Annotated in this window: 28 protein-coding genes; 10 read left to right on the forward strand and 18 right to left on the reverse strand. The window is 62.5% G+C overall.

Translation table 11 applies throughout. The features are described 5' to 3' along the window. Position 1 precedes the first annotated feature (1 nt). From N4T19_RS18700 to N4T19_RS18725, 6 genes are all read left to right on the forward strand, one after another. On the forward strand, positions 2–436 hold the full coding sequence (locus N4T19_RS18700) for a hypothetical protein (RefSeq protein ID WP_133248153.1): 435 nt from the start codon (positions 2–4) through the stop codon (positions 434–436). A gap of 13 nt (positions 437–449) precedes the next feature. Beyond that, positions 450–1,436 carry an RHS repeat-associated core domain-containing protein gene (locus N4T19_RS18705; protein ID WP_260718755.1) on the forward strand — a complete coding sequence of 329 codons (987 nt, stop codon included), beginning with the start codon at positions 450–452 and terminating at the stop codon, positions 1,434–1,436. After that, positions 1,436–1,834, forward strand: a complete 399-nt coding sequence (locus N4T19_RS18710; RefSeq protein ID WP_260718756.1) for a hypothetical protein — start codon at positions 1,436–1,438, stop codon at positions 1,832–1,834. The genes N4T19_RS18705 and N4T19_RS18710 overlap by 1 nt, the downstream gene beginning before the upstream one ends. A gap of 15 nt (positions 1,835–1,849) precedes the next feature. Continuing rightward, the gene (locus tag N4T19_RS18715; RefSeq protein WP_260718757.1) at positions 1,850–2,233 is read left to right on the forward strand and encodes a DUF2750 domain-containing protein; all 384 of its coding nucleotides are present in this window, start codon (positions 1,850–1,852) and stop codon (positions 2,231–2,233) included. 52 nt (positions 2,234–2,285) lie between these two features. Next, positions 2,286–2,642, forward strand: coding sequence for a hypothetical protein (locus tag N4T19_RS18720; RefSeq protein WP_133248154.1), 357 nt, complete (start codon positions 2,286–2,288; stop codon positions 2,640–2,642). 104 nt (positions 2,643–2,746) lie between these two features. Continuing rightward, entirely contained in the window at positions 2,747–3,106 is a 360-nt protein-coding gene (locus N4T19_RS18725; RefSeq protein ID WP_182344803.1) for a hypothetical protein, read from the forward strand. A gap of 600 nt (positions 3,107–3,706) precedes the next feature. Here the strand turns inward: N4T19_RS18725 and N4T19_RS18730 are convergent. The 8 genes from N4T19_RS18730 to N4T19_RS18765 form a co-directional block, all read right to left on the reverse strand. Further along, a complete protein-coding gene (locus N4T19_RS18730) occupies positions 3,707–4,966 on the reverse strand; it encodes a phenylacetate--CoA ligase family protein (protein ID WP_182344804.1) in 1,260 nt (419 codons plus the stop codon). Positions 4,967–5,070: 104 nt separating this feature from the next. Continuing rightward, positions 5,071–5,910 carry an ABC transporter ATP-binding protein gene (locus N4T19_RS18735; RefSeq protein WP_021028666.1) on the reverse strand — a complete coding sequence of 280 codons (840 nt, stop codon included), beginning with the start codon at positions 5,908–5,910 and terminating at the stop codon, positions 5,071–5,073. Positions 5,911–6,040: 130 nt separating this feature from the next. Next, a complete protein-coding gene (locus N4T19_RS18740) occupies positions 6,041–7,354 on the reverse strand; it encodes an ABC transporter substrate-binding protein (protein ID WP_021028667.1) in 1,314 nt (437 codons plus the stop codon). A gap of 77 nt (positions 7,355–7,431) precedes the next feature. Next, on the reverse strand, positions 7,432–8,496 hold the full coding sequence (locus tag N4T19_RS18745) for a branched-chain amino acid ABC transporter permease (protein WP_116926183.1): 1,065 nt from the start codon (positions 8,494–8,496) through the stop codon (positions 7,432–7,434). A 15-nt stretch (positions 8,497–8,511) separates the two neighbouring features. Further along, the gene (locus tag N4T19_RS18750; protein WP_260718758.1) at positions 8,512–8,643 is read right to left on the reverse strand and encodes a hypothetical protein; all 132 of its coding nucleotides are present in this window, start codon (positions 8,641–8,643) and stop codon (positions 8,512–8,514) included. Further along, positions 8,640–9,569 carry a branched-chain amino acid ABC transporter permease gene (locus tag N4T19_RS18755; RefSeq protein ID WP_021028670.1) on the reverse strand — a complete coding sequence of 310 codons (930 nt, stop codon included), beginning with the start codon at positions 9,567–9,569 and terminating at the stop codon, positions 8,640–8,642. The genes N4T19_RS18750 and N4T19_RS18755 overlap by 4 nt, the downstream gene beginning before the upstream one ends. 22 nt (positions 9,570–9,591) lie before the next feature. Further along, the gene (locus N4T19_RS18760) at positions 9,592–10,374 is read right to left on the reverse strand and encodes an ABC transporter ATP-binding protein (protein WP_021028671.1); all 783 of its coding nucleotides are present in this window, start codon (positions 10,372–10,374) and stop codon (positions 9,592–9,594) included. A 25-nt stretch (positions 10,375–10,399) separates the two neighbouring features. Then, a complete protein-coding gene (locus N4T19_RS18765) occupies positions 10,400–12,346 on the reverse strand; it encodes an AMP-dependent synthetase/ligase (protein ID WP_116926184.1) in 1,947 nt (648 codons plus the stop codon). A gap of 186 nt (positions 12,347–12,532) precedes the next feature. Between N4T19_RS18765 and N4T19_RS18770 the strand changes: the two genes are divergently transcribed. After that, the gene (locus N4T19_RS18770; RefSeq protein ID WP_260718759.1) at positions 12,533–13,501 is read left to right on the forward strand and encodes an alpha/beta hydrolase family protein; all 969 of its coding nucleotides are present in this window, start codon (positions 12,533–12,535) and stop codon (positions 13,499–13,501) included. Between the two features lie 145 nt (positions 13,502–13,646). Here N4T19_RS18770 and N4T19_RS18775 read toward each other — a convergent pair whose 3' ends face one another. Then, complete coding sequence (locus N4T19_RS18775; RefSeq protein ID WP_021028674.1) at positions 13,647–13,901, reverse strand: acyl-CoA-binding protein; 255 nt, start codon at positions 13,899–13,901, stop codon at positions 13,647–13,649. Positions 13,902–14,101: 200 nt separating this feature from the next. On the opposite strand from N4T19_RS18775, the gene N4T19_RS18780 reads away from it, so the two are divergent. After that, on the forward strand, positions 14,102–14,842 hold the full coding sequence (locus N4T19_RS18780) for a Crp/Fnr family transcriptional regulator (protein WP_116926186.1): 741 nt from the start codon (positions 14,102–14,104) through the stop codon (positions 14,840–14,842). A gap of 5 nt (positions 14,843–14,847) precedes the next feature. Here N4T19_RS18780 and N4T19_RS18785 read toward each other — a convergent pair whose 3' ends face one another. Continuing rightward, entirely contained in the window at positions 14,848–15,075 is a 228-nt protein-coding gene (locus N4T19_RS18785; RefSeq protein WP_116926187.1) for a hypothetical protein, read from the reverse strand. A 321-nt stretch (positions 15,076–15,396) separates the two neighbouring features. Between N4T19_RS18785 and N4T19_RS18790 the strand changes: the two genes are divergently transcribed. Further along, positions 15,397–16,977 carry a pseudouridine synthase gene (locus tag N4T19_RS18790; RefSeq protein WP_260718760.1) on the forward strand — a complete coding sequence of 527 codons (1,581 nt, stop codon included), beginning with the start codon at positions 15,397–15,399 and terminating at the stop codon, positions 16,975–16,977. 78 nt (positions 16,978–17,055) lie between these two features. On the opposite strand, the gene N4T19_RS18795 is transcribed toward N4T19_RS18790, so the two are convergent. The 8 genes from N4T19_RS18795 to N4T19_RS18830 form a co-directional block, all read right to left on the reverse strand. Continuing rightward, positions 17,056–17,514 carry a hypothetical protein gene (locus N4T19_RS18795; protein ID WP_116926189.1) on the reverse strand — a complete coding sequence of 153 codons (459 nt, stop codon included), beginning with the start codon at positions 17,512–17,514 and terminating at the stop codon, positions 17,056–17,058. A gap of 9 nt (positions 17,515–17,523) precedes the next feature. After that, complete coding sequence (locus N4T19_RS18800; RefSeq protein ID WP_260718761.1) at positions 17,524–18,825, reverse strand: amidase; 1,302 nt, start codon at positions 18,823–18,825, stop codon at positions 17,524–17,526. Positions 18,826–18,908: 83 nt separating this feature from the next. Then, complete coding sequence (locus N4T19_RS18805; protein WP_260718762.1) at positions 18,909–19,574, reverse strand: hypothetical protein; 666 nt, start codon at positions 19,572–19,574, stop codon at positions 18,909–18,911. Next, positions 19,571–20,386 (reverse strand): fimbrial biogenesis chaperone, encoded by an 816-nt coding sequence (locus tag N4T19_RS18810; RefSeq protein WP_260718763.1) that lies wholly within the window; start codon positions 20,384–20,386, stop codon positions 19,571–19,573. Before N4T19_RS18810 ends, N4T19_RS18805 begins: the two co-directional genes overlap by 4 nt. After that, positions 20,383–20,874, reverse strand: coding sequence for a hypothetical protein (locus N4T19_RS18815; RefSeq protein ID WP_243419463.1), 492 nt, complete (start codon positions 20,872–20,874; stop codon positions 20,383–20,385). The genes N4T19_RS18810 and N4T19_RS18815 overlap by 4 nt, the downstream gene beginning before the upstream one ends. 12 nt (positions 20,875–20,886) lie before the next feature. Next, the gene (locus tag N4T19_RS18820) at positions 20,887–21,558 is read right to left on the reverse strand and encodes a hypothetical protein (RefSeq protein ID WP_260718764.1); all 672 of its coding nucleotides are present in this window, start codon (positions 21,556–21,558) and stop codon (positions 20,887–20,889) included. Next, positions 21,558–22,178 (reverse strand): hypothetical protein, encoded by a 621-nt coding sequence (locus N4T19_RS18825; RefSeq protein WP_232539510.1) that lies wholly within the window; start codon positions 22,176–22,178, stop codon positions 21,558–21,560. The genes N4T19_RS18820 and N4T19_RS18825 overlap by 1 nt, the downstream gene beginning before the upstream one ends. Positions 22,179–22,275: 97 nt before the next feature. After that, a complete protein-coding gene (locus N4T19_RS18830; protein WP_260718765.1) occupies positions 22,276–24,423 on the reverse strand; it encodes an MSCRAMM family adhesin SdrC in 2,148 nt (715 codons plus the stop codon). Positions 24,424–24,833: 410 nt separating this feature from the next. On the opposite strand from N4T19_RS18830, the gene htpG reads away from it, so the two are divergent. Next, on the forward strand, positions 24,834–26,783 hold the full coding sequence (gene htpG, locus N4T19_RS18835) for a molecular chaperone HtpG (protein ID WP_116927745.1): 1,950 nt from the start codon (positions 24,834–24,836) through the stop codon (positions 26,781–26,783). Positions 26,784–26,891: the final 108 nt, after the last annotated feature.

The following is a 26,891-nucleotide window of genomic DNA, read 5'->3' on the forward strand; positions in this document are numbered from 1 at the left end:
CATGAATAACTCGCATACATCGCGGCCTATGTGCTCTCCCACCTACACACGCTTTGGAAACCTGGTCTTGTTGCTGTCCTTGAGCCTGTTTGCTGGTGCTGTCCACGCCCAGGCCGTGGTAGTTCCTGCTGGCAGCGGCATAACGATCGAGCTACCAGACAACAAGCCCTCTGCTCCTTTGCAAACCAGCGATCTGAAGGCGACTCCTGAATCGATTCCCTTGCCGGTATGGGCAACACCGCGTGGCATGGAGACAGCCAAAACCGCAGTCAACGCAGGGCAGCTGAAATATGAGGCCCGCAAGCTCCAGGGCATCCCAAAACTGGTCGGTAGCACGGTAAGTACCCCTGAGACCTGCACCACCAGAGCCGTCACCCAAGAAGAGGCGCGGCAGCTGACAGACGACAACCAAGTGCTTTGCACGCAAGACAACTGAATGGAGGAGAACCATGGAACAGCACTTGAAGCAATCGTCCCCGTTCGGTTTATTCCTCCGGTTGATCTCCACCTTCTGGCAGACAAGGACCACACGGCGCAAACCTAGTGTGTGGTTGAGAGCGATGTTAACCGTCGCCATTAGCAGCATGCTTTTAGCCACAGGGGGATTGGCCACCGCCAAGGAGACCGTCACCTACATCCATAGTGACATCAGCGGCAGCCCGCTTGCCGCAACCGATGCTGCCGGCAATGTGCTCTGGAAGGAATCATATTTCGCCTACGGCCAAAAGACGGAGTGGCAGCCGGAGAGCGAAGCGCAGACCCAGTGGTTTCACGGCAAGGAGCAAGATGCCGACACCACCATGCAGTATTTTGGAGCGCGCTACTACGATCCTGGGATTGGGCGGTTTCTTGGCATAGACCCGGTTGATTACCAAGATGGGAATCTGCACAGCTTCAACCGTTATGCGTATGGGAACAATAATCCCACTAAATATCTAGATCCAGATGGGCGCATTGCCTTTCTAATCCCCTTTGCGCTGACTGCAACGGCGCATGCTGCTAGAACAGTAGCTTTGAGGTTTGCCGTCACTGCAACTGTGAATGCCTCAAGGGTTGGCATCGTAGCTGGTGAGATTGCGGCAGGGGATGCGTTAGGTGGTGCGGCTTTGGCGGGGGGCGCCGTTTTGGCAGGCGCTACAGCAGTAAAAAGCGTGGTGCAGGAAACCGCAAAAGTCGGGACTTTGATTGCGACTCATGGTAAAACTATGGGCGGTAAAGAATTTGATAGGTTGACAAAGAGGATAAGAGCGGAGGGAATCCTCGAACCTTTGACAGTTACTTCTCACGAAGGTAGATTGTATATCCTTGATGGACATCATCGTGCTTTAGCTGCCCCCCGAGCTGGTATTATTGATGTTCCGATTACTCGTGTAGAACTGCCGCATGGGGCATATAAAACTCCAGCAGATTTGGATTTTACACCCGGAGGTTACTGATGACTACGGTTGGTTCGATTAAAGCAGAAATAATTTCAAGTCGAAATATTTTGATGGCAGGACGTACTAATGAGCATATTTTGCCTTGTCTGGAAAATGTGATTGCGGCAGTTGATTTGATAAATGTTTCAAGTACTAAGCACATCTTGGTGCACTGTGTAAAGGAAGCGATAGATCAAATTAAAGGCTCGGAATACATAAGTGCTGGGAGGATTTTAAATTTGATCCACAATCTGCCTCTGACTGAGGAAGGCGAGAAGCGTTGGGATGTAAACTATTTTTTTTCAATTGAATTGGCCGCATTTTTGGATGACTTTGATAATGTGAAAAATGCAGGACACATTGCGCTTTATGTCTGTGGTCAAATTGCAAGCCGGTACATGGTCTTGGATAGCTAAAGCATATCCAAGACCATGACAATAATATTCAAGCAGCTCGAGTCTGTTCTCGCGCTGCCTGATAAGAAGCGTTTTGATCACTTTGTCAAAGTTGTTGCCGATAGGCAAGAAGTCTGGGGTCTTTATCAAGGTGGATGGGCTCTTGCCGCTACAAATGATGGTGTTACGGTATTTCCACTTTGGCCAGCCAAAGACTATGCGCAGTTATGTGCAGTCTGTGAATGGGAGGGTTATGAGCCACGTCTTATTACGCTTGCAGAGTTGATGGATGATTTATTCCCTAAACTAAAAAAAGATGGGGTATTGCCTGGGGTTTTTTTCAAGCCTGAGGGTAAAGGGATGACTCCAAGTGTAGATGATTTTAATATGGCGCTTGTTAGTGAATTGCAGAAGTATTGAATTCAGTCTTCATGTTTAAAATCATGGCACTTGTCATTTGTTTGATGGAAGTATGCACGAATCAGATTTTTTTGAGGACATAGCGGTATCAATGGACTCTTGGGTCAAGGCAGCGGGAGATGCCTTGACGAAACCTGAAACTGACTTGGTATGGGTGGAGGAGCAAGAGCCCTACCAAAATCTGCAACGAGCTCTTGCCGCAGCAGGAGTCGATGGGGACGATGTCAAAAAGGTATTTGCAGAGTGTCTGAGAGGTTTTGCTGTCTCCATTTTGACTTCCATCGATGGAGGAACTGCCTTGGCTGAGAAGGGCCGCGTGCATCTAGTGGATGAGGACGGCAATAACTTAGGTGAAAGTCTGCACGATGGCTTTGTGGGCTATCTGCTTGAATCCGGTCGTTTGAGATAGCGGGCAAAACGGTATTGGCACATACGGCTCTGGGCATCGATTTTGTTAGTTTCATAAATAGAGTTTGGCCGTCTGTGTGGTCTCTCCGACGGCGAGGAGGAAAAATGACATTGGCTGATGCAAAACATGTGCTCGGGTTGTTGGCGCAAGGATTGGACCCCAAAACTGGGCATCTGCTGCCTGAGGACAACCCCGTTCATAGCCCCGATGTCATTCGGGCGCTGAATATGGCGGTCATGGCGCTGGACAAGACCGTTGAAAAGCCGTTGCGGCCCAAGATGGAGGGCGCAAGCAAGGCTGGGCAGTCCTGGTCGCCGGAAGAGGATGAGCAACTGCTTTCAGCTTTTGATGCGGGATCGGATGTGTCAGCGCTGGCAAAGGCACATGAGCGAACTCGTGGTGGTATCACATCACGTCTGCTTCGGCATGGCAGGTTGCAAGCAGATCGTAGGGAAGACGCATAGGCGCAAGCAGCGTTTGGAGCGCACTGCACGACTGAGAACTGCTTAAACACCGACTCTGTTTCTGTGGCCGCCAGAAGCGCAGACATCCAGATAGCGGCTTTGAGCTTGGTCAAGCGGGCGACCGTCGTTGCGCAATTGCGAGAGCGGCTTGGTGTTGATGCGGAGCATCCCCCACCTTGGGATAGCCGTTCCGCGCCTGAGGGGGTGTCCTCGAGCCGATGGCTGAGAGCTCATTTCTCAGTATGTTGGCCCCGCGCGCTGCATCATGTTCCTGCCGAATGCGGCAGCAATTTGGCAGTGGCACTGGACTTCTAGGTGTGCGATGACGAAACGCGCTATTTGCCCTGCTGCAACGAACACGACATTTTGATCGGTTGGGGCATTGTCGCGCCATGGGTTGCGAGTCTGGCGCATGCCTAGCGTAGCGTGATGTCTAGGCGCGAATCAGGACAGCAGCGGCCTCCCAGGCAGTCCATGCGGCGATTAAAAGTGCTATTCACCGCATATATTGCGGTTAATAAATCAAACAAAGCATCGAATGGGGCGAGAGGCAGTCACCTCAATGGCTTCTGCTCCCCCACCCAATGCCTGACAGCCCACTCAGTCATAACTCCGCGCATCCTCAATCACCTTGCCATCATTGGGCAACTCGCCCGGGCGCAGCAGCGCGATATCGGCGCGCAGCTTGGTGACTTCGCGCACGGCGTCGGCAATCTGTTCGGCCAGGCCCGCGCCCAGCTCGGTGGTTTCCACCTGCAGGCTCATCTGGTCCTGGGCCATGGCGCCGCTGACGACCAGACGGGCCTTTTGCACCTGGGGGAAGCGCTTGACGACCTCGGCGATCTGGCCGGGGTGTACAAACATGCCGCGCACCTTGGTGGTTTGGTCGGCGCGGCCCATCCAGCCCTTGATGCGGGTGTTGGTGCGGCCGCTGGGGCATTGGCCGGGGAGGATGGCCGAGAGGTCGCCGGTGCCAAAGCGGATCAGCGGGTAGTCGGTGTTGAGCGTGGTGACGACCAGCTCGCCGACCTCGCCTTCGGCCACCGGGTCGCCGGTGCCGGGGCGCACGATCTCGACAATCACGTTCTCGTCCAGTACCAGGCCTTCACGGGCCTCGGTCTCGTAGGCGATCAGGCCCAGGTCGGCGGTGGCATAGCACTGGTAGGCGGCCACACCACGGGCGCTGAACCAGTCGCGCAGCGAGGGTGGGCAGGCTTCGCCGGAGACCAGGGCCTTGGTCAGCGAGGCAATGCGCTGGCCCTGGGCCTCGGCTTTTTCCAGGATGATCTTCAAAAAGCTGGGCGTGCCGATGTAGCCATGGGGGTGCAGATCGGCCATGGCCTGCACCTGCTGCTCGGTCTGGCCGGTGCCGGCGGGGAAGACGGTGGCGCCCAAGGCCTGGGCGCCCGATTCCATCATCGAGCCGGCGGGCACAAAGTGGTAGCTGAAGCTGTTGTGCACCAGCTCGCCGGCACGAAAGCCGGCCGCATAGATGGCGCGGGCCATGCGCCAGTAGTCACTGCGCTGGCCTTCGGGTTCATAGATGGGGCCGGGGCTGGCAAACATGCGCGGCATGGCGCTGCCAAACGGCGCGGTGTTGAAGCCGCCAAAGATGGCGCGGCCCGGGTGCTGGGCGCGCTCGGCCTTCTGGCGCTCGAGCAGCTCATGCTTGCGGGTGACGGGCAGCTGCGCCAGCGCGGCGCGGCTGTTGATGCTGGCGGCATCGACGCCTTGCAGGATGCTGGCAAAGGCGGGGGAGTGTTGCTGGGCGTGCCGAATCTGGGCGGGCAGGCGGGCCATCAGATCGGCTTCGCGGGCAGCGGGGGCGCGGGACTCCAGATCGTCGTAGTGCGGGCTCATGCGGTTTCTCCGGGACGGGTAATCGGTATTTTTTTGGGGCGAATCTGCCGCAGACGCCGGCATCTGGGCATCGGCCGGCGCGGTAATCGGATCGTTGCAGGGGCTTAGGCCAGCCAGCGTTTTCTGCGCTTGTAGCTCTTGACGTCCTTGAAGCTCTTGCGCTCGCCGCCTCCCATGCCCAGGTAGAACTCCTTGACGTCCTCGTTGTTGGCGAGGTCCTTGGCGGCGCCGTCCATCATGATGCGGCCGCTCTCCATGATGTAGCCGTAGTCGGCGTACTTCAGCGCCATGTTGGTGTTCTGCTCGGCCAGCACGAAGGTGACCTTTTCCTTCTGGTTCAGGTCCTGCACGATGTTGAAGACTTCTTCAACGATCTGCGGCGCCAGGCCCATCGAGGGCTCATCGAGCAGCACCAGACGCGGGTTGCTCATCAGCGCGCGGCCAATGGCGCACATCTGCTGCTCGCCGCCCGAGGTGTAGGCCGCCTGGCTGGTTCGGCGCGTCTTGAGGCGGGGGAAATAGTTGTAGACCTTGTCCAGGTTGGCGGCAATCTCGCCCTTGCTGGTGCGGGTGTAGCTGCCGGTCAGCAGGTTCTCTTCGATGGTCAGGTGGGCAAAGCAGTGGCGCCCCTCCATCACCTGCACGACGCCGCGCTTGACCAGGTCCGACGGGGTCAGCGCCTCGATGCGTTCGCCTTCGAGCTCGATGCTGCCCTTGGTGACCTCGCCGCGCTCGCCCTTGAGCAGGTTGGAGATGGCGCGCAAGGTGGTGGTCTTGCCGGCGCCATTGCCGCCCAGGATGGCCACGATCGATTCGCGCGGCACCGACAGCGAGACGCCTTTGAGCACCAGGATCACATGGTTGTAGATCACCTCGATGCCGTTGACGACCAAAAGCGGCGCTGCTGCGGATGGGGTGGAAGCTGTTTGCGGGGAATCGGTCATGCCGTCACCTGATCTCTCAACAAAATGGATGGCGGGCGGCCCCGGGGGAGCGGGCGCCTTCCGCAAGGGAAGCGCGCCAGGGGCCAGCCACGAGAGGCCCCGGGCCACCAGGCCCAGGGACCACGCAGCCTTAGCTGCAGGAACGCGGCGTCACGTTCTTTTCCTTGGCGTACTTGTCGGCGTATTCCTTGACCAGCGGGTCGATCAAGGTCTTGTCCGATTGGTACCAGTCCGAGGTGACGTTGAACTTGCTGCCGTCCCAGGTGGCGATACGGGCCCAGTCGGCGCCCAGGTGGTTGTCACAGCTGGTCTTGAAGGGGCGGATGATCTTGCCAAAGCCCAGCTCGTTCAGGCGCTCCTGGGTCATGTTCATGTTCTCCAGGCCCCAGCGCACCTGCTCGGAGGTCATGACCTTGCCCTTGCCGTACTTCTCTTGCGCAGTGCGGATGGCTTCGACCTGCAGCATCGCGATCACCATGCCGCGCGTGTGTGCCAGCTGGCCCAGCTCCTTGGGATCGGACGCGGTGCCCTGGCCCTTGTCGTACAGCGAGGCCTTCACGTCGTCATGCACCTTGTCGCGCTCGGCGGTGTTGTGGATGGTGACGGTGTTGTAGCCCTTGGCGCCGGCACCGATGTCCTTGACATCATGGTCGGAGCCGCCCCACCAGATGGCGTACATCTTCTCGCGTGGGTAGCCGGTGGCCTGGGCTTCGCGCACGGCAGTCGGCGTCATCACGCCGGCCGACCACAGCAGCACATAGTCGGGGCGGTTCTGGCGGATCTGCAGCCAGGTGGATTTCTGCTCCACGCCGGGGGCAGTGACGGGCAGCAGCATCAGGTCAAAGCCTTCCTTGGCCGCACGCTTTTGCAGCAGCGGGATGGGTTCCTTGCCATAAGGCGAGTCGTGGTAGACCAGCGCGATCTTCTTGCCCTTGAGGCTGCCCTTTTCCTTCTTCAGGATGTCCTGCACGATGGAATCGGCAGCGGTCCAGTAGTTGCCCAGCAGCGGGAAGTTCCACTCGAACACCTTGCCATCGGCCGATTGCGACAGGCCATAGCCGGGGGTGATGACGGGCATCTTGTCGCCCGCGGCCTTGTCGGTCACGGCAAAGGTGATGCCGGTCGATTGCGTGTCAAAGCCGGAAGCGCCGCCGTCGCGGCCCTTGAGGCGCTCATAGCATTCCACGCCCTTGGCGGTGTCGTAGGCGGTTTCGCACTCTTCGAACTTGATCTTCACGCCGTTGATGCCGCCCTTGGCATTGACGAGCTTGAGGTAGTCCTGCTTGCCGTCACCCCATGGGATGCCCAGCGGCGCGAACTGGCCGGTGCGGTAGACCAGCAGCGGAACGAATTGCTCCTGGGCTTGCGCGGCCGGGGCAGCCATCATGGCCCCCATACCCAGGGCTGCCGTAGCAGCGGCGATCACAGCTTTCTTGAAAGACATGGTTCTATCTCCTTAGGGTTGTTGGGGCGGGTGACCCCCACTTGCGAACACTCTGCGTTGCTCTCGGTAAAAAACACTCAATGCGGGAACGGCCACAGACGCAGCTTCTGGCGGGCCGTGGCCCACAGCTTGGCCAATCCATGGGGTTCGACAATCAGGAAAAACACGATCAGCGCGCCAAACACCATATGTTCCAGGTAGGTGGCGGTCGCCGTCGAGATCGGCAGCCCCAGCCAATGCGGCACCTGGGTCAGAAAGATCGGCAGCAGCACAAAGAAGGCCGCGCCAAAGATGCTGCCCACGATGGAGCCCAGGCCGCCGATGATGATCATGAACAGCAGCTGGAAGGACCGGTCCAGGCTGAAGGCCGCAGGCTCCCATGCGCCCAGGTGCACAAAGCCCCAGAGCGCGCCGGCAATGCCGACGATGAAGCTGCTGACCGCGAAGGCCGAGAGCTTGGCATACATGGGGCGGATGCCGATCACGCTGGCGGCCACATCCATGTCGCGCATGGCCATCCACTCGCGGCCCACGGCGCTGCGCACCAGGTTCTTGGCCATCAGGCCCAGCACGCAGAGGATGACCAGGCAGAACAGGTACTTCTGCACCGGCGTCTCGATCGGCATGCCGAACACTGACAGCTTGCCGGCGCTGACCGAGCCGGACGAGGAGTAGTTGCTGACCCAGGCGGCGCGGCTGGTGAGCCAGTCCATGAAGAACTGGGCCGCCAGGGTGGCCACCGCGAGGTACAGACCGCGAATGCGCAGGCTGGGCAGGCCAAACAGCACGCCAACCAGCATGGACACCAGGCCGCCACCGATCAGCGACAGGATCAGCGGCATGCCTTCAAAGCGCACATGAAAGTTGTAGGCCGCATAGGCGCCAGCTGCCATGAAGGCGCCAGTACCCAGTGAGATCTGCCCGCAGTAGCCCACCAGGATGTTGAGCCCGATGGCGCCCAGCGACATGATCAGAAAGGGGATCAGCACTGCCTTGAAGGTGTAGTCGCTGAAGCCAAAGGGCACCAGCACAAAGGCCACCAGCAGGAAGGCCAGCATGGCCCACTTGTCCTGCAGCACCGGGAAGATCTGCTGGTCGGCCGCGTAGCTGGTCTTGAACTGGCCATTTTCACGATAAAACATAGGTCAGTTCTCCAATTACACGCGGTCGATAATTTTGTACACATGGGCGCAGCCTGCGGCTGCCTGCTGCAGCAGCTTGCTGCAGCCACCGCATTCGCACAGCGAATGCGGTGCCGATTTCGCAAAATTCTTGTAGATGTATTTCATACACGATCAATAATTTTGTCCCCGAAGAGACCTTGAGGGCGAAACAGCAGGAAGCACAGCGCCAGGCCGTAGGCAAACCAGGTCTCGATACCGCCGCCCACATAGGGGCCCAGGTAGACCTCGGAGAGCTTCTCGCCCACGCCGATGATCAGGCCGCCGACGATGGCGCCAGGCACCGAGGTGAGGCCGCCCAGAATCACGACTGGCAAGGCTTTGAGCGCCACCAGCGACAGCGAATACTGCACGCCCAGCTTGGAGCCCCAGATGATGCCCACCACCAGCGCCACGCAGCCGGCCACCGACCAGACGATGACCCAGATGCGCGAGAGTGGAATGCCGATGGACTGGGCCGCCTGGTGGTCGTCGGCCACGGCGCGCAGCGCCCGGCCGGTCTTGGTCTTTTGGAAGAAGACGCTCAGCACCAGCACCAGCACGGCGGCAATGCCGGCGGCATACAGGTCTTCCTGGCTGATCAGCACGCCGCCCTGGAACATGTTTTCCAGGACGAACATGGGGTCCTTGGGCATGCCCACATTGATGCTGTAGACGGCCGAGCCAAAGATCATCGGGCCCAGGCCGTCGAGGAAGTAGGCAATGCCCAGCGTGGCCATCAGCAGCGCGATGGGCTCCTGGTTGACGAGGTAGCGCAGCGCAAAGCGCTCGATCGCCCAGGCCACGCCGACCATGATGACCATCGCCACAACAAGCGCCAGCGCGATGCTGAGCACGCCGGGCTCCATGCCCAGCCATTTTGGAATCCATTCGGAAAAGCGTGCCATCGCCAGCGCGGCAAACAGCACCATTGCCCCCATGGCGAAGTTGAAGACGCCTGAGGCCTTGAAGATCAGCACAAAGCCCAGCGCGATGAGCGCGTAGAGCATGCCCACCATCAGGCCACCAAACAAAGTTTCAAGAAAAAATGCCATTGCGGTCCCCTGGGGTGTGTTCTCAGTGGCCTGCGCCCAGATAGGCGCGGATCACATCTTCGTTATTGCGGACTTCTTCGGGTGTGCCGTCGCCGATCTTCTTGCCGTAATCCAGCACCACCACCCGGTCGGAGATATCCATCACCACGCCCATGTCGTGCTCGATCAGCACGATGGTGGTGCCGAACTCGTCGTTCACATCGAGGATGAAGCGGCACATGTCCTGCTTTTCCTCGACGTTCATGCCGGCCATCGGCTCGTCGAGCAGCAGCACCTTGGGCTCCATCGCCAGCGCGCGGCCCAGGTCGACCCGCTTTTGCAGGCCGTAGGGCAGCTGGCCCACGGGTGTCTTGCGAAAGGCCTGGATCTCCAGAAAGTCGATGATGTGCTCGACAAACTCGCGCTGCTGGATCTCCTCGCGCTGGGCCGGGCCCAGGCGCAGCGCCTGCAGCAGCAGGTTGCTTTTGATCTGCAGGTTGCGGCCGGTCATGATGTTGTCGATCACGCTCATGCCCTTGAACAGCGCCAGGTTCTGGAAGGTGCGGGCCACGCCCATCTCGGCGACCTGGCGGCTGTTCATGTGCGCAAAGGTCTGGCCGCGAAAGCTGATCGCGCCTTCCGAAGGCGTGTAGACGCCGTTGATGCAGTTGAGCATGGAGCTCTTGCCGGCGCCGTTGGGGCCGATGATGGAGCGGATCTCATGCTCCTTGACGTTGAAGGAGATATCCGTCAGCGCCTTGACGCCGCCAAAGCGCAGGCTGATGTTCTTGATGTCAAGAATGACGTCACCGATTTTTTTGCTCATGGGTGGCTTTCTCTTGGCTGGGCGCTCAGGCAACCGACTTCAGCGGCGCGAAGGTCTTGCTGTCGGCGATCTTCAAGGTGGCGCTGACGCTGCCGCTGCGGCCGTCCTCGAACTTCACCTGGGTCTCGATGAACTGCTCGCTGCGCCCCGCGTAGAGCGCATCGACGAGCACGCCGTACTTGTCGGCGATAAAGCCACGGCGGACCTTGTTGGTACGGGTCAGCTCGCCGTCGTCGGCATCGAGCTCCTTGTGCAGAATCAAAAAGCGCGTCACCTGGCTGCCCGCCAGCATCGCATCAGTGGCCAGGTCGGCATTGACCTTCTCGACACAGTTCTGGATCAGCGTGTAGACCTGCGGCTTCTGCGCCAGGTCGGTGTAGCCGGCGTAGGGCAGGTTCTGGCGTTCGGCCCAGTTGCCCACGGCCTCGAAGTCGATATTGATCATCGCGCAGACCTTCTCGCGCCCATCACCCAGGGCCACAGCCTCCTTGATGAAGGGGAAGAACTTGAGCTTGTTCTCGACATACTTGGGGGCAAACATCGCGCCGTCGTTGCTGCCGCCTTTGAGGCGCCCGACATCCTTGACGCGGTCGATGATCTTGAGCTGGCCGCTCTTGTCCAGAAAGCCGGCATCGCTGGTGTGGTACCAGCCGTCTTCGCTCAGCACCTCGGCCGTTGCCTTGGGGTTCTTGTAGTACTCTTTGAGCAAGCCCGGCGACTTGACCAGGATCTCGCCGTTGTCGGCCATCTTGATCTCGACGCCGCGAATCGGGTTGCCCACGGTATCGGCAAACACCTGGTTGTCCGGCTGGATGCAGACGAACACGGCGGTCTCGGTCGAGCCGTAGAGCTGCTTCAAGTTGATGCCGATGGAGCGGAAAAAGCTGAACAGGTCGGGGCCAATCGCTTCACCGGCCGTATAGGCCACGCGCACGCGGCTAAAGCCCATGTTGTTGCGCAGCGGGCCAAACACCATCAGGTCGCCCAACTTGTAGCTGATCTTGTCGAGCAGGCTCACCGGTTGGCCGTCGCGCAGCGCCGGGCCCACGCGCTTGGCCACCGCCATGAAGTGCTGAAACATCTTGCGCTTGATGAGGCCGGCGTCTTCCATGCGGATCATCACGCTGGTCAGAATGCCTTCGAACACGCGCGGCGGCGCAAAGTAGTAGGTGGGGCCGACTTCCTTGAGGTCGATCTGCACGGTGGCATTGGATTCGGGGCAGTTCACCACATAGCCGCAGGCCAGCCATTGCGAGTAGCTGAAGATGTTCTGGCCGATCCAGGCCGGGGGCAGGTAGGCCAGCACTTCCTCGCCATGGCCGAGCTTTTCAAACTCGGCGCCGGCCGAGGCGCTCTCCAGCAGCGAGCGGTGGGTGTGCACCACGCCCTTGGGGTTGCCGGTGGTGCCCGAGGTGAAGAACATCGCCGCCACATCGCCGTTGTGGGTGGCCTCGACCTGCTGCTGGAACCAGCCGGGGTTGGCCGCCACAAAGGTCTCGCCGCTGGCGATCAGGCTGTCGAGCGAGGCCAGGCCGGGCTCTTCGTAGTTGCGCAGGCCGCGCGGGTCGTCGTAGTAGAGATGGCTGATCTGCGGGCATTGCTCGCGCAGCTCCAGCAGCTTGTCGACCTGCTCCTGGTCTTCGACCAGGCAAAAGCGCACCTCGGCATTGTTGAGCGGGAAAACGCATTCGGCCGCCACCGCATCCTGGTACAGCGGCACAGGAATGGCGCCAATCGACTGGGCCGCCAGCATGCTAGCATACAGGCGCGGGCGGTTGGCGCCCATCAGCACCAGGTGCTCGCCGCGCGCCAGGCCCGCTTGCGACAGACCAGCTGCTATTTTGGCCACCATCACGGCCAGCTCGGACCAGCTATAGCTTTGCCAAATGCCGTATTCCTTTTCACGCAATGCGGCGGCCTCGGGCCGCTGGGCCGCGTGCTGCAGCAATAGCTTGGGAAATGTCGTTGACATGGTTGTCTCCTATGCCGTTTTTTGTAGATCGCAAGTGCCATGCCTTGCGTCCTGTTGAAACCGAATGTAGGTTCAGCTTTGACGTTGTTTTGTCTTTATGACGACAATCTGCGGGAAAACGCTGTAAGTACTTTCCTGCGGCTGGCAAATATTCCAGCGCTTGGGCTGGAGACAGGAAGGAAGTGGATGAAGCGTTGTCGATCTGCGCTGTTGGCGGCACTGTTGGCCAGCATCGCCATGCTGGCGCAAGGCGCGGGCCTGCACCGGTTCACGGTCGCGGGCGAGCCGCCGCTGCAGGCCTTGCTCTGGACGCCTTGCGCCCAGCCGCCGGCGTTGTTGAAACGCGGGCCTTTTGAGGTGATGGCCACCGAAGATTGCCCGGTGGCTGCCAGCGGCAAGCTGCCCTGGGTGGTTATCTCGCATGGCTATGGCGGCAGTGCGCTCAGCCACTGGAACATGGCCGCCGCTTTGGCCGATGGCGGCATCGCCGTGCTGAGCCTGAACCACAGCCTGGACTCTGCGCTGAACCTGGCGCAAGGCGGCAGTTTTGCGGCGCTGGAGGCCCGGCCCGCCGATGTGCGCCGCGCGATCGATGGCGTGCTGGCAGACAGCCGCTGGCGCGCCGTGCTGGATGCGCAGCGCATCGGCTTTTTGGGCTTTTCACGCGGGGCCTATACCGGCCTGGTGCTCGCCGGTGCTAGGCCGGATTTTGCGCAGTTGGCGGGCCATTGCCCCGAGCCGCCATCGCCCCTGTGCCAGGCGATCGCGCAAGGACAGATCCCTGCGCTGAAGCCCCAGCCGGAGCCACGCATCAAAGCCATGGTGCTGGCCGATCCGCTGGCGGCCTTTGGTGCCAGCAGTGGTTTGAAAAAGCTGAAGCTGCCGCTGCAGCTGTGGGCTTCAGAACAAGGTGGGGACGGGGTGCCTGCGGGCTCGGTGCAGGCGCTGGCCGCGCTGCTGCCTGCCGGCAAGGCTGACAAGCCGCCCCTGCATGTGGTGGCAGGTGCCGCGCACTTTGCGTTTTTGGCGCCCTGCAGTGCGCAGCTGGCGGCTGCCGCGCCGCAGATCTGCAGCGACCCGGCAGGCTTTGACCGCCGCGCTTTTCAACCGCGCTGGGCGGCCGAGGTGCTGGCGTTCTTTCGCCAAAAACTCTGAGCATTTTCCGTAGGGACTAAGACGGCCCAGCAATCCGAAGGTTTGCGGTTGAGACTAGGCGCCCCCGACAAGGCGCCAAGCCGCAGACAGTACTTTAGTACGGCAAGGCTCGGCAACGAAGTATCAAGGGTCGTGTTAGTCCCTCTTAGAGCAGCTCTTGGATCATGTCGATGTACTGCTGCTTCGCATCATCTTGCGCCATGCCCTTGCACTGGTTCCAGGCGTTCCACTTGGCCGAGGCAACAAAGTCGGTAAAGCCGGGCTTGGGCTCGTTGTTGTCGCCATGCGCGCCTTGCTTGTACAGGCCATAGAGCTTGAGCAGGGTCTGGTTGTCGGGGCGCTCGCTCATGTTCAGGGCGGCTTCCTTGGCGGCTTCAAAGGCGGTATTCAGATCGGACATGGGGACCTCATGGTGTGGGGATGATGGAGCAGGGCTGCCAGTGTAGCTTGCAGCAGCGCGCGCAAGCGCTGGCATTTTTCTGATGTCTTACGGCTGCGACCGCCCGCAGCGCTGGCTTGCTGCGCAGGTGACAAATGCAGGACTGGCGTTGGTAGCCACCCCCTTTGCAGCCGCATCAAGCTGGTGCATTCTTGGCCGCCATGAGCCCGCATGCCTCTCTCTACCAACGCCGCCGTGCCCCGCATGCTGCGGAAGTGGCCGACATCCCCTGGATTCCCGTTCTGCAACCCGCCGAGCGTGAGTACGCGGTGCGCCAGCTGATGGTGACCGAGGCCGAGCCGGGCGAGTATGTCTGCCGCGTAGGCAAGCCGGTGACCTACTGGTTTGGCGTGATCGAAGGCCTCTTGAAGATGAGCGCCGAAGACAGCGAGGGCCGCACGATGACCTTTGCCGGGCTGCCCCGCACCGGGTGGTTTGGCGAGGGCACGGCGCTCAAGCGCGAGATCTACCGCTATGACATCCAGGCGCTGCGCAAAAGCTCCGTCTGCGGCATTCCGGTCGATGCCTTCCATTGGCTGCTGGACCATTCGCTGGGATTTAACCGCTTTGTGATGCACCAGCTCAACGAGCGGCTGGCGCAGTTCATCAGCGCCCGCGAGATCGACCGCTTGAACCGCCCCGAGGAGCGGGTGGCGCGCACACTGGCTGCGCTGTTCAATCCCGTGCTCTGCCCGGGGGTGAGCGACGTGCTGCGCATCACCCAGCAAGAACTCGCCTACCTGGTGGGCCTGTCGCGCCAGCGGGTGAACGAAGCCCTTGCCGCCTTGCAGCACCAGGGCTTTATCCGCATCGAATACGGTGGCCTGCGTGTGCTCGACCTGCAGGCCCTGCGCGGACAGGGCTGGCTGGTCAAACCGCAGCGGGCGGATTTTGACTTGTAGTGCTGTTATGGCTTGGTGGCCGGGGCCGCTGGCGTCTCGGGCGTCGCCCCTGCTGGTGGCGGTGCGGGCATGGAGCCACCGGGCGTGGTGTTATCCGGGGTGGCGCGCGGCATCGGCGCGGTCGAGGCGCCCTTGTCGCAGCCGCTCAGCGCCGCGGCGCCCAGCACCAGGGCCAGCGCGGGCAGCCAGCGCAGCGCCTTTTGCGATGAAAGAGAGGACGGTGCTTGTGCCATGGGAATCTCCTAAAAATAGATAAGCCCATGCTACGCCCCAATAATTGAAGTTTTTCTGGCTGGTTTGCAGTGCTCACATCTGTATGCATTCGGATGCATATCGGCTGCGCCCTCGCAGGCTGGGGCTACGGCGTTCACACCAGCAGGGCTGGGCGGAGGCGATCGAGCCCCTGGCCGGGGTTTTCCGTAAAAACCGGTGCAAGTTGTAAACGCACCGGCCGGGGCCAATGCCGCGCGCTGGCAGTTCTGCACAGACTTGTCCACAGGCTTCATAGCCGTGCGCGCAGCTTGGAATGGCAAGACACGCGACAATGGCGGGCTATGTCAAATCCCCGCTCTCCTGCTGATACGCCTGCCGCCGACGATGGCGAAGGCCGCAAAAAACTTACCCTGACCCGCAAACCCGCGCCTGCACCTGTTGCGCGTGGCCGTGACGGAGGGCCGGGTGCGGACCGTCCGCGTTCAGCTGGTGGCCCGCGCCCCACAGGGCCCCGTCCTGGCGGCGACAGCCGATTCAGCGACAACCGAGGCGGCAGGGACAGCCGTGATGGTCGTGATAGCCGCGATGCGCGCGACAACCGGGGTGAGCGTGGCAGCAGAGACAGCTGGCCGGACCGCGATAGGTCGGGCCGCGATGGCGGTTTTGGCCGTGGTGAGGCACGCGGTGGTGGCTATGGCCAGGACCGTCGTTTTGGCGACCGCGCTGACGGTGGCCGCCGTGACGATGCGCGCCCTTATGCAGGTCGCCCGGATGCTGGGCGCCCCTACGCCGGGCGCCCCTATGCCGGGCGCCCCTATGCCGGGCGCGGTGACTTTGTCTCCGTAGGTGCTGGATCGCGCGACCCGCGGCAGGATGGCCGCCGACCCGCAGGCCCACGCCAGGACGACCGCCGCAACGAAGGCCCCCGTGGCTTTGGCCCCCGCTCGGACGGCCCCCGCATGGGCGGACCCCGTTCCTTTGGCGCCGGCCCACGCCAGGATGGCTTCCGCTCGGAGCGCCCACGCGACGAAGCGCCACACCGGGACGGCCCACCACGCCGGGATGCCCCGCGCCGCGAGATGCCGTCCAACGTCTGGCGTGCCGATGCGCCCCAGCGCACGATGCAGACCGCCAAGGCCCAGGCCCAGAATGAGCAGTTGAAGGCCGAAGGCCAGGTGCGCGTGAACAAGCGCCTGTCCGACCTGGGTCTATGCTCGCGCCGCGAGGGCGATGCCTGGATCGAGAATGGCTGGGTGCTGGTCAATGGCGACATCGCGACGATGGGCCAGATGGTCGAGTTGACCGACAAGATCGAGATCCAGCGCGAGGCGCAGGACTTGCAGGCCCAGCAGGTGACGATCCTGATCAACAAGCCCATGGGCTATGTCAGCGGCCAGGCCGAAGATGGCCATGAGCCGGCGATGGTGCTGCTCAATCCGCCCAACCACTGGCGCGAGGACCACAGCAAGACCCGTTTCAACTTCAGCCAGCTCAAGGGCCTGGCCCCTTGCGGCCGCCTGGATATCGATTCGGTCGGCCTCTTGGTGCTGACCCAGGACGGCCGCATTGCCAAGCACCTGATTGGCGAGGACTCCGAGGTCGAGAAGGAATACCTGGTGCGCGTGACCTATGGTGCGGTGGACCAGGATGTGCAGCGGCATTTCCCCGACGACAAGCTCGCGCTGCTGCGCCACGGCCTGTCGCTGGACGGTGAGGCCTTGCTGCCCGCGGGTGTGGAATGGCAGAACCCCGAGCAGCTGCGCTTTGTGCTGCGCGAGGGCAAGAAGCGCCAGATCCGCCGCATGTGCGAGGCCGTGGGCCTGTTTGTCGTGGGCTTGAAGCGCATCCGCATTGGCAAGGTGGTGCTGGGCAATCTGCCCGTGGGGCAGTGGCGTTACCTGGGCGAAAACGAAGAGTTTTAAGCACTGATCCGCCGCCGCAAGCCTTGGGTTTGCAGCGCTGCATGAACCCCTCTGTGGCCTTCACGGGCCTTGGAGGGGTTAGCTTTTTGCGATGGGTGGTTTTTGGGGGCGGGCCGGTGCGATACCTCGGGCCATGCGGGCATTGCGTACCGCCGCCACCGTCAGACCCAGCTGCGTGGCCACATCGGCATCGGATGCGGTGCCCAGCAGCATCACTTCGTTGGGCTGCCAGCTGTGCTGGCTGTGCTTGCCCCGGCTGCTGTCCAGCGGGGCAATGCCTAGGGATCCACGCTTGGCCACGACGCTGGCCTTGCTGATGCCCCATTGCGTGGCCAGGCTGGCATCGCTTTCCTGGCCCAGCGCGGCCAGCATCTCCGGCGTCCATGCCACATGGCCAAAGGCGGCAATGCCCAGGCTGTTGCGCTTGAGGTTCACGGTTTTGGCGCTGGTGCCCCAGCGCTCGGCCAGTACCGCATCCTTGTCCGTCCCTAGCGCGGCCAGCATCTCATCGGTCCATTGCAGGCTTGCGCGTCCCATGCTGCGGCCTTACTGCGCCAGCGCCTGCTCGGCAGCGGCGGCCAGGGCCAGCAAGTGGGCATCCTGCATGCGCGCGCCCACCAGCATCAGGCCGACCGGCAGGCTGCGCGCAGAGCGGGGCAGCGGCAGCGAGATGGCCGGCAGGTCGTAGAAATTGAAGATCGAGGTGTTGCGCAAAATCAGCGCATTGGCCGCGAAGAAGGCGCTGTCGTCGTCCAGCAGCGGCGCAATGCGCGGTGCGGTGATGGCGATGGTGGGCAGCAGCAGCAGGTCCACCTCCTGCATGGCGGCATCCATCTGCGCCATCCATTGCTGGCGCTGTTGCAGCAGCTGGATGTAGTAGGGCGCGCTCAAGGCTCGGCCCTTGTCCATGCGTGAGAGCACGCGCGGGTCAAAGGCATCGCGCGCGCTCACCAGCGCCTGCTGGTGGATGGCGGCGGCCTCGGCCGCAATGAGGGTGCCTTCGCTTTGCAGCTGTGCAGGGGCGGCCATCAAATCTTGCCAGGGCAGCTTGCGGAAGGCGGCGCCCTGCGCCTGCAGCACAGCGATGGCATTGTCGGTCTGGGCCAGCACCTCGTCGCTGCAGTCGGTCCAGGGCAGGCCCTGGGGCAGGCCAATGCGCAGGCCTCGCAGGCTGCGCTGGGGCAGCGGCTGGGGGGTGGCGCCGGCCATGGTGGCGTCGGCGGCCGCGCAATCGGCCACCGTGCGGGCCAGCGGGCCCAGCGCATCGAGCGTGTAGGACAGCGCAAATGCCCCGTCACGCGAGACCCGCGCCTGCGTGGGCTTGAAGCCGGTGACCCCATTGAAGGCGGCCGGAATGCGCACCGAGCCGCCGGTGTCCGAGCCAATGGCGATATCGACCAGTCCCCGGCCCACGCTGACCCCGGCACCGGAGGACGAACCGCCGGGGATGTGCAGCGCGTCGGCGGCATTGCCCGGCGTGCCGAAATGGGGATTGATGCCCACGCCCGAGAACGCAAACTCCGTCATATTGGTTTTGCCCACGATCACTGCACCTGCGGCGCGCAGGCGCCGCACCACCGGCGCATCCTGCGCGGCCGGGGCGCTGCGGCGGCGCATGGCGGCGCCGGCGGTGGTCACCTGGCCTGCGACATCGAGCAGGTCCTTGATGGACACGAGCTTGCCGTCCAGCGGGCCCAGCGACAGGCCGCGCGCGGCGCGCTGGTCTGCGGCCTGCGCCGCTTCCTGGGCGGACTCGGGGTAGAGCTGGGTGAAGATGCGCTGCGCCTCGTCGCCCAGCGCGGTCAGGGTCTGCAGGCTTTGGGCAAGGCGTTCGGCGCTGGTAGGCATGGCGAAATCGTTCAAAAATCTGATGGGATTGCCATCGTAACCAATAACTGCGCGCCGATCCGTATGGCGGCGCTGGGAATCCCTCAAGGCACGGCCGCGGTAAAGCTCAGCTGCCCGCTGTAATTACCGGCGGTGCGGCTGATGGCGCTGTTGTAGGCAAAGGTCCAGTTCGCATTGCGGATGGTGACCAGGCTATTGACCGTGCCCGTGCCGCCGCCTGTGACATTGACGCTGGTGCCGGTGCCGCTGGCTGGAATGGTGGGCGCCGGCAGGGCTGCGTCGCTGCTGGTGATACTGACCATATTCATCGGAATGGTGTTGGCGCCGCTGGTCAGCGCGGTGGTGACGGTGGCGAACACGCTGACCTGTCCGCCATTGCTGCGCACCTCCACGGGCAACACATTGCCGCTGGCGGCGACCGCAAAGGTGGGCGCGGTGCCATTCCAGTTGACGGCCGTGTTGTTGCCCGTGGTCGGGGTGGTGGGCACCGCAGGGATGGACGGGCTCAAACTGAAGCCGACCTGCGAGGTGGTGCCGCCCGGCGTGGGCCAGGCGCCATCGCCGATGCGGAAAAACACATACTTGTCGATCTGGATGGAAAAGTTCAGCGCCACAGCCGGGGTGTTGCGTGGCAGGTTGCCGGTGCCGGAGGTGGCACTGCCTGCCTGCGCCGCTGGGCACAGGGCAGTCAGCACCAATGGCAGCAGCGCATGGCGCAACAGCTTCAGCGGGCAGCGCTGCGTGTTCATTGGAAATCCGCGTTCAGCTTGAAGCTGCCCTTGTCCCAGTCCAGCAGGCCTCTGGCCTTGATCGGGTAGCTGGGCTGAATGGCAGGCTGTCCATCTTCGCCCTTGGGTACCAGGGCCAGGTGGCGGGTCTGGCCGGGCATGATGGGGGTGCCTTCCACGGCCAGCATAAAGTCGCGGCCTTTGGCATCCTTGGCGTCCACCGTGCCTTCGAGGCGGCCATGGGCATCACCGCTGTTGCGCACGGTGATGGAGGGGCTGCGTTTGCCGGCAATGTCGCGCATGCCGATCTGCTCGACTTCGAGCTTGGGCTCGGCGCCGCCCAGCATCACATAGACGGCCACGGCAATGCGGCCGGTGACCGGCAGACTCAGGCTGGCGCCCCCGCTCTGGATGATGGTCTGCTGGGCGGGCTCCACCCCTTCGATGGCGATCATGAAGCGGCATTCACCACGCGGCGCATCGGCCGGCGGCGTGATCTGGAAGCGAAAGGCCTGCTTGGTCTGCGCCGGTACCTTGACGGTGCGGCGCTCCAGTGCCACCCAGGGGCGGCAGCTGCCGGGCAGCAGCTCGTCGTGGTAGCTGATCTGACCTTCGGCCGAGTAGCTCCAGTCCAGGGTCCGTACCGACAAGGCGGTGGCGGCCGAGCCCAGGTTGTGCAGGTCAATGGACTGGCCAATGCGCTCGCCGTTTTTGGCGGTGAGCTCAAAGCGCGATGGGGAGACCGCCATCTCGAACGGTGCTGCCTGCGCCAGGCAGGCGACAAGCGGCAGGGTCAGGGCCAGAGAACGGCGCACGAAGGAGGAAAAGCTCATGGCTGGGTCTCGATTTCAAAATAGGATTCAAAGCGCAGGCTGCCGCCCAGGCCCATCTGCAACTGGCGTTGGTCTAGGCGCAACTGCAAGTCAAAACTCTCGGTGATCCAGGGCGCACGCACCACGCCGCTCCAGACCAGCACGCGGTCGCCGGGCCGGCCCATGCCGCCCTGGAACAGCCCGCTGCTGCGCCATTGCACCTGCATGCCCATGGGCGAGCGCAGGCCAGCTACCGCCAACGGGATGACGTAGTAAATGCGGGCCTGCTTGCCCACATAGGCGGCGGTGGCCAAGCGGTATTCCACATGTCCGAAAGGCAGGCTGATGGTGTTCGGATCCAGCATCTGCGCATTGCGAAAATCCGAGTTGATCTGGGGACGTGGGGAGCTGGAGTCGTCCAGCCGGGTGGCCTGGGCATGGGCGCCTTGGCCGCAGGCGCCGGCCATGGCCAATAGAGCAGCACAACAGCGAAGGCGAAAGCTGGGCATGGACCCGTCTCCTTATTCCATCGACGCGGTGAAATACACCGTGCCCCGGTAGGTCCCTGCCGGGTAGAACGTGTCGTTGGCATAGCTGAATGTCATGCGCGTGGCATTCATGTTGCGCGTCTGATACGTCCAGGTGCCCAGACAAAGAATGATGATCGGAATCGAGCAGATGTTGGCATTGGCGTTGAAGCTGGCGATCTGTTGGTTGGTCGCACCGTTGAACTGACCGCTCTGAATATCTCCGGCTGCCGAGCCACTGCTGTTGCTGACCGTCCAGCTGATCTTGCTGAACGGGATGACGGTGCTGCCACAGGCGCCGCTTTGGCAGACCAGGCCGGCGCTGGAGTCCACCCGCAAGGTGACGGGTCGGGCGACTTCCGAAGCAATGATCGGGCGAACCGGCGTGACCGAGATATCAATGGCGGGTGAGCCGGTGACGGCGGTGGGTGTAAGGCCCGCATTGTTGCCTGAGACATTGAACTGCACCGTATCGGTACCGGCAGCAGATCCCACCTGCAGCGACAGCGCGTAGTTGGCGGTGCTTGCGCTGTCGCTGACCGTGATGATGACGGCGTTGGCGGGCACCGTGATGCCGCAGGCGAGCAGTACCAGCCCCGCACTCAGCGGTGCGCGTGCTGCCCGCCGGGCGGCACGCGCGGCGGTGGTTGCATCGCGCTTGCGCATCAGACGCCTGTCGCCGTATAGGTGACGGAGCCGGTGTAGGTGCCGGCGCTCCAGGCGGTGGCCGTGCCGGTCAGCGCATAGGTCCAGGTGCCACTCAACAAGGTGTTGGGGGTGAGCGTGGTGGATGCGCATGCGCCCAGGTTGGCGCCGGGATGGGGCACCGGCGTTGCACCTGCTGCTGTCACGGTGAAGTTGGCATTGGGTGGGCCGCCAGCGGCCGGGCTCCAGGCACCCACGGCGCAATTGATGTTGGCAGTGCCGGCATTGGTCCAGGCAGCCACCGACAGCACGTTGCCTGTAGGGGTGACGGCCACGGTGGGCGCGGTGCCATCCCAGGGCACCTGGACGTTGTTGGCGGTGGCCGTGGGCGTGGTGCCGGGGGTGGGCGGAATGGTCAGCGTTGCGTTCCAGGTGACGGTGTCCTGGACGGCATTGCTGGAACCCACCTTGAGCAGGATCAGCTTGGGGATCACCACGCTCAGGTTGACCTTGGCGGTGGCGGTCACGGTGCCCGTACCGGCCGAGGAGAAGCCGTATTGGCTTTCTGCCAAGGCATGGCCGGCGTAGGCCAGCGCCAGGGCAGATCCCAGCGCCAATGCTTTCAATTTTGGGTGTTTCATGGTTCGAGTCTTTCAAGAGAGCAAGCGCCTGGGCGCCGGGGTTTGGCCCACACCGTGCACGGGGTGCGCAATCGGGGGCCTGGGTTCTGCTGCATGGTTATTCCTCCACCTTGGTGATGGGGATCTCGGCGTTGGCTTCGCCACGCAGCGGAACATCAACGCTCAGTACCGTGCCGTCGGCTGCGCCCCAGGGCAGGGGCACGCTGTCGAGCGTGAGGCTGAGCTGATGGCGGCCTACGCCAACCATCGGGAAAAAGAAACGCCCTTCGGCATCGGTGGTGGTGCGGTAGCGCCCATCGAGCACGACCTCGATACCCTGCGCGCCGGATTCATCGGCCTGGACACGGCCATCCTTGTTGGCGTCATAAAACACGCGTCCACTGACGCTGCCGCTGCCATTGCCGGGCATGCCGCCAGCGACGGCAAAGGGCCGGCCGGTGCCGCCTTCCCAGCGCAGATAGGCATAGGCGGTCTTGTCGTTGCTGCGGTAGATTTGCGGGCTGGTCCAACTGAGCACCTGGGTGGTGGCCAGGCGCGCCTGGTTGAGCAGCACGCCCAGGCCCATGCTCCAGCCGTTGCCCCACTGCTTTTCGGCCGAAAAGTTGCCCGACAGGCCCCGGCTGGTGAAAAGCCCGCCGCTTTGCGAGGTGTAGCGCAGATGGCCGAAAAAGCTCAGGCTGTTGCTGGCCCAGTAGCGGCCCTGTACCCCGGCCGTGGGGTAGCGCTGGTGGCTGCCGTTGCTGCGGTCATCGGCCCAGCCCAAGGTGGTGACCAGCTCGGGGCGCATGGTCTCGCGCTGGGCGCTGATCCAGTCCTGCTCCCACTGCAGCTCGCGGCCGGTGGCGGTGCCGTCACCCAGCACAATCTGCTCATTGCTGCGCAGGCTCAGGCTGAAGCGCGAGCGTGGCAGTTCGCCAAAGCGGGTCTGGTAGAAGGCATAGGCATAAAGGCTGCGCATCTTGCCATCGAGGCCGCCACCCTGGCCGTCTCCTGCATAGCGGGTTTGGTAGACGTTAAGGTTGCCGCCCAGCGCGGTTCGGCGGTCCAGCTGGTAGTGCAGATTGCCGCTCAGCCCCACGCGGGTCTGGCCCTGCTGGGCCGGCCAGTTGCTCGCGCGCATGCGCTCCACATCCACCCCCGTGCCCCAGCTCATGCGGCTGGTGCTATGGTCCATGCGCCAGTAGGCGCCCTGGGTGCCCGAGGGCAGCAGGTAGTCACCAAAATGCAGATTGGGGCGGGTCACATAGGCACCCCAGGTATGGCGGTAGCGGCCCAGCTTGGTGTCTGCCTCCAGGTACAGGCCTTGTGCGCTGCCAGATGGGGTTTGTGCCGAATCGCTGCTTGTGCTGCTGCCCAGCGCGGTGAGCCGGCCTCGCAATGCGCCGTCCTGCTGCGTGGGCGAGCCATAGCCCAGCGCCGCCGCCCAGCTGCTGACCCGCTTGCTGCCGCTGCCTGGGTCGTTCCACAGGCCGTAGTCCACGGCGGGGATATGGTTGGCCTGGTTCAGCTGCCCTGCGGCATACCAGGCGCCGCCCAGGCGCTGGGTGGCGCCCACCCAGGCGAGCGTGCCCTGGCTTTTTTCGAAGCCGGGGTAGGGGCCGCCAAGCAGGTCGCCGCGCTGGCCCATGCCGGCGCTGATGTCAAAGTCCGCGCCATAGATTCGGGTCGAGAGGCCGCGCAAGGTGCTGGTGCCCAGCATCAGGCGGTAGTTCTGGCCCAGGCCCCGGGTCAGCTCGCTGTAGCCGTCACCGATGGTGGTATCCATGCGGATGCCCGGTGTCAGGGGCATAGCCAGGTTCTGCACGGTGATGCGCTGGCTGCTGGATTGGCGGGCATAGCCCAGGGCGCCAATGCCATTGAAGGCGTCTTGGCCGCCATGCATGCTGCGCACATCGGCCTGCAGCAGCCACTCGCCATAGTTCAGCGTCTGCTGGCGGTACTGGATGCGCTGGCCCAGCTCGATGCCGCGCTTGCTGCCCAGCTCCCCATTGTCGGACTGGGCGACGCCCAGGCGGCTCTCCAGCACCCAGCTGCGCAGCCCCAGCGGCAAAGTGCTGGGGTCTAGCTCGTCGGCTTCACCGGCCCGCAGGGCCGTCAGTTCATCGGCGCTCATGAAGTTGTCCTCGTAGGCGGCGGGCGCCGCCTCCACGAGGGCGCGCAGCCGGGCTTGTTCGGCCTGGGCAGCGCTCAGTGACTCCACCTGGGCACTGACTGCCTGATCGCTCTGTGCTTGGGCTAGGGGCACATGCCCACCAAGCACCAGCACCAACATCCCCCAAGCGGCAAGCCCTGTAAACGCCTGGAAGAATCCAGTGCCGCTGCACAAGGGATGCCGCTCAACAACATTCATTTGTAATTAGGTGTTAACTAACGTTGGATTTATTTTGCGTGGATGCCACCAATCAAATGTCAAAATTTGATACACAACGTTAAGTGTGTCAGGGGAAATAACAATGAGATGTGATGGTGTGCATAAAGGAAATTGAATATCTGCTCTACGGGTGATCATGATCATTTATCAGCGATCTATGTCATAAATCTTTGCTTGATATAGATTGTTTGGATAAACAATTCCTAAAATGACGGTATAGCTTGAAACGGCGCGGCCCGCACCCATATAGGCCCTTGATCTGTGTTGATGAAGATTGACCTCCCATGACCAAAAAAACCCATTCCTTCCAGGCCGAAGTGGCCCAATTGCTCCACCTGGTGACGCATTCGCTGTATTCGAACCAGGAGATTTTTTTGCGCGAGCTGATCTCCAATGCGTCGGATGCATGCGACAAGCTGCGGTTTGAAGCGCTCAATGACAGCGGTCTGTACGGCGACCAGCCCGATCTAGAAGTGCGCGTGTCCTATGACAGCAAGGCCAAGACCTTGACCATCACCGACACCGGCATCGGCATGACCACGCAAGAGGCCATCGACAACCTGGGCACGATTGCCAAGAGCGGCACCAAGGCCTTCATGGACAAGCTCAGTGGCGACCAGAAGGCCGATTCGCAGCTGATCGGCCAGTTCGGCGTGGGCTTTTACTCGGGCTTCATCGTGGCCGACAAGATCACCGTCGAGTCGCGCCGCGCGGGGACCCAGGCTTCGGAAGGCGTGCGCTGGACCAGCGGCGGCATGGGCGACTTCGAGGTCGAGCAGATCGACCGTGCCCAGCGCGGCACCAGCATCATCTTGCACCTGCGCGAGGACGCGCAGGACTTCTTGAACGGCTACAAGCTCAAGGAAGTGATTGCCAAATACTCCGACCACATCAGCCTGCCCATCCTGATGGAAAAGGAAGAATGGAAAGAGGGTGAGAACGACCAGCCCGGCGAGATGGCTAAGACCGGCGAGTGGGAAACCGTGAACAAGGCCAGCGCCTTGTGGACCCGTGCCAAGAAGGACATCACGCCCGAGCAGTACCAGGACTTCTACAAGGCCATCAGCCACGACTACGAAGACCCGCTGACCTGGAGCCACAACCGGGTCGAAGGCAATACCGAGTACACGCAGCTGCTCTACATCCCCGCCAAGGCGCCGTTTGACCTGTACCAGCAGGGCAAGCACGCGGGCATCAAGCTCTACGTCAAGCGCGTCTTCATCATGGACGATGCCCAGGCGCTGATGCCGCAGTACCTGCGCTTTGTCAAAGGCGTGATCGACTCGGCCGACTTGCCGCTGAACGTGAGCCGCGAGCTGCTGCAGGAAAGCCGCGATGTGCGCCTGATCCGCGATGGCTCGGTCAAGCGCGTGCTGGCTATGCTCGAAGACCTGGCCCGCCACGACAAGCCCCAGGCCGATGCCGAAGGCAGCGATGGCGTGGTGGATGTGGTCAGCGAAGACGACAAGGCCAAGGAAGGCAAATACAGCCGCTTCTATAGCGAGTTTGGCGCGGTGCTCAAGGAAGGCCTGGGCGAGGACATGGGCAACAAGGAGCGCATCGCCAAGCTGCTGCGCTTTGCATCGACCACCCACGACGGCCTGAACACCTCGTTTGCCGACTACAAGGCGCGCATGAAAGAGGGGCAGGACGCCATCTACTACATCACCGCCGACACCTTGGCCGCCGCCAAGAGCAGCCCGCAGCTTGAAGTGTTCAAGAAAAAGGGCATCGAGGTGCTGCTGATGACCGACCGGGTCGACGAGTGGGCGCTGAACTTCCTGCAGGACTTTGACGGCACGCCGCTGCAATCGGTGGCCAAGGGCGCTGTCGATCTGGGCAAGCTGCAAAACGAGGAAGAGAAGAAAGCGGCCGAAGAAGCCGCCGAAGCCTTCAAGCCGGTGCTGGCCCAGCTCAAGGAAGCCTTGAAGGACCGGGCAGACGACGTGCGTGCCACCAGCCGCCTGGTGGACTCGCCCGCTTGCCTCGTGGTCTCGGACAGCGGCATGAGCTTGCAACTGGCGCGCCTGCTCAAGCAGGCGGGCCAGCCAGCGCCCGAGTCCAAGCCGGTGCTGGAGGTTAATCCGGAGCACCCGCTGGTCAAGAAGCTGGACGGCTCGGTGCACTTCCACGACCTGGCCCAGATCCTGTTTGACCAGGCGGTACTGGCCGAAGGCGGTTTGCCCGACGACCCTGCCGCCTATGTCAAACGGGTCAATGCACTGCTGGCATAAAGCCGCACCCACCGAATGAAAATCCCCGCCGGTTGAAAAGCCGGGCGGGGATTTTTTTATCTGAGGCCTGGCAGCGGGTTGGCCCCTGCAGAAACGGAGTGGGAATTT

Source organism: Comamonas squillarum, from assembly GCF_025309455.1.
GTDB classification, from domain to species: domain Bacteria; phylum Pseudomonadota; class Gammaproteobacteria; order Burkholderiales; family Burkholderiaceae_C; genus Comamonas; species Comamonas squillarum.